Source organism: Thiohalocapsa sp. (assembly GCF_019695415.1).
Classification (GTDB): domain Bacteria; phylum Pseudomonadota; class Gammaproteobacteria; order Chromatiales; family Chromatiaceae; genus Thiohalocapsa.
On the sequence record NZ_JAIFKJ010000562.1, the window covers coordinates 1 to 1,890 of the forward strand.

Below are 1,890 nucleotides of genomic sequence, written 5' to 3' on the forward strand. Positions count from 1 at the left end.
GACCAGGCCAACTACGATGGCAACTACGACTACGCCGACTGCAGTGCCAAGACCGGTGTCTATCGTAGCAGACCGTCCCGGTTGGCTCGCTGCCCGCGAACCCCTGGGGGCTGCATGAGGTGCTGGGCAATGTCTGGGAGTGGACCGGTTCCGCGTATGACGCCGGTTATGGCAGTGGGGAATCTCGACTTCTTAGCAAAAAAGATGCCAATTCAGTCGTGCTGCGGGGCGGCTCCTGCGCGACCAACCCCAGGAACCTCCGCGCCGCCTTCCGCGGCAGGTACCAGCCGGACGACCGCGACGGCAACGTCGGTTTCCGGCTCGCCAGGACCTTTTCCCCTTAAATCCTTACCTCTTTACCTCCTTATTACGCGCGATTTTCGCAATGTGCACTTTACGTGTTCATTTTGCGGCGCGCTGATACGTGGGAGGACTCCCCCTGTGACCGACAACGCCCGCGAGACCGGTGCCTCACTGGAGGCCATGTACCGCTTCGTGCTCTGGCTGGTGCCGACGCTGGAGGGCTTCCCGCGCAGCCAGCGCTTCCTGCTGGGAGACCGGATGCGGACCGCGGCCGGTCATGCTGAGGCTGGGTCGGCCGCCATCTGCCTCTCTCTGGTGCCACTTCTGTCAGAATGGGCAACCGGTCGCCTGTTGCGTTTCGTGCGCCGTTATACGCCCCGCGGTTCGGCTGGCCGCGAAGGACTGCGCCTTCTGCCGTGGAGGGCTCGCCGGGTAAACCGTGCCTGGTCTGCGACTCGCTCGTCAATGCGTCGCGCTGCGGCCCGCCTCCTCGCATCCCAGCGCCACGGCCAGCGCAGCGCAGACCTCCTGCATCCGGACAGCATTCAGTGAGCCGATGAAGCGCTCGATCTGCGCCTGCTCCACGGTCTGCACGTGGTCCAGGTTGACGGCCGAATCGTGCTTGAGGCCGGCTTCGGTGCCCACGACGACCTCGCTCGGCAATCCGCGGATGGTGCTCGTGATCGGTGCGACCGTGACCGTGTGCAACCAGGCGATTGCCTCGGGGCGCGACAGGATCAGCACGGGCCTGCGCTTGTCGGGTGAGCGGAACCGATACATCCAGATCTCACCGCGACGCGGCCCGGATCGGGTCAGTCCTCTGGCCACTGCCCTTCTTCTCCCCAGCCGGTGAATTCGGCATCGATGCCGTGGTCCTGGCCATAGCCCGCCCGATAGGCTTCGGCGATGTCGCGCGCACGGCGCTCATGCAGATAGGCCGCGACCGCGCGGCGCATGACCGCGGAGCGGCCGAGGCGCTGCACGTCGGGGTCCGCATCCAGTCGTCGCAGCAGCTCCTCGTCGATGGAGATCTGTATGGCCTTCATGTGGAGCCCGAATGTGGGGTATGGCTCCACATTGGAGCACCCGTCCGCCGTGATATCAACTGCGCGTCAGCGAGCTGGCCTCGATCAGGCTGGTCTGTCGGCAGGGCATAGGCTATGCCTGTGCGCCGCAAACTGCGGCACACCGCCTGCTTGACCAACCCAGTGGCGGTTGGCGAAAGTGACCGGGTATCGCCCTCGCCGACGCAGGCATTGCAGTGGTTTTGGAGCCGTTCCTGAGTCCCGTTCCTGCGCCCCCGGTCCGTGCTCCGGCCCCGCGCCCGCAAACCCAAGGAGTCTCCCATGACCGCACCGACCCTGACCCTGGCGCTCACCGACCCGGACGGCCGCCCGCTGGACGAGGACACCGCCTGGGAGCGCGCCCGCTCCCTGCGCGACGAATTGCAGGACGCCGACTTCGTGCTGTCCGCGGAGCCGGCCGTGAGCGACGCCCCCGCGGAGGCGGGCAGCAAGAACGCCGGGGAAGTACTCACCATCGGCGCCTTGGCGCTCGCCATCCTGCCGGAGATGGTGGGGCCGCCGC

Annotated in this window: 4 protein-coding genes; 2 read left to right on the plus strand and 2 right to left on the minus strand. The window is 66.7% G+C overall.

Annotation, left to right across the window (positions count from 1 at the left end; genetic code table 11):
• The first annotated feature begins 119 nt into the window (after nucleotides 1–119).
• Nucleotides 120–344, plus strand: coding sequence for an SUMF1/EgtB/PvdO family nonheme iron enzyme (locus I6U14_RS15600; RefSeq protein WP_296900442.1), 225 nt, complete (start codon nucleotides 120–122; stop codon nucleotides 342–344).
• Between the two features lie 421 nt (nucleotides 345–765).
• Here the strand turns inward: I6U14_RS15600 and I6U14_RS15605 are convergent, their stop codons facing one another.
• The gene (locus tag I6U14_RS15605) at nucleotides 766–1,131 is read right to left on the minus strand and encodes a type II toxin-antitoxin system PemK/MazF family toxin (protein ID WP_296900443.1); all 366 of its coding nucleotides are present in this window, start codon (nucleotides 1,129–1,131) and stop codon (nucleotides 766–768) included.
• Nucleotides 1,116–1,349: a ribbon-helix-helix protein, CopG family gene (locus I6U14_RS15610; protein ID WP_296900444.1), complete on the minus strand. Its 234-nt coding sequence runs from the start codon at nucleotides 1,347–1,349 to the stop codon at nucleotides 1,116–1,118. The genes I6U14_RS15605 and I6U14_RS15610 overlap by 16 nt, the downstream gene beginning before the upstream one ends.
• 300 nt (nucleotides 1,350–1,649) lie before the next feature.
• On the opposite strand from I6U14_RS15610, the gene I6U14_RS15615 reads away from it, so the two are divergent.
• On the plus strand, nucleotides 1,650–1,890 hold a 241-nt coding region (locus I6U14_RS15615), incomplete at its 3' end, for a hypothetical protein (RefSeq protein WP_296900445.1).

Coding starts and splice junctions, on each gene's coding strand:
- I6U14_RS15610 (WP_296900444.1), bottom strand. CDS start 1,349: ATGAAGGCCATACAGATCTCCATCGACGAGGAGCTGCTGCGACGACTG.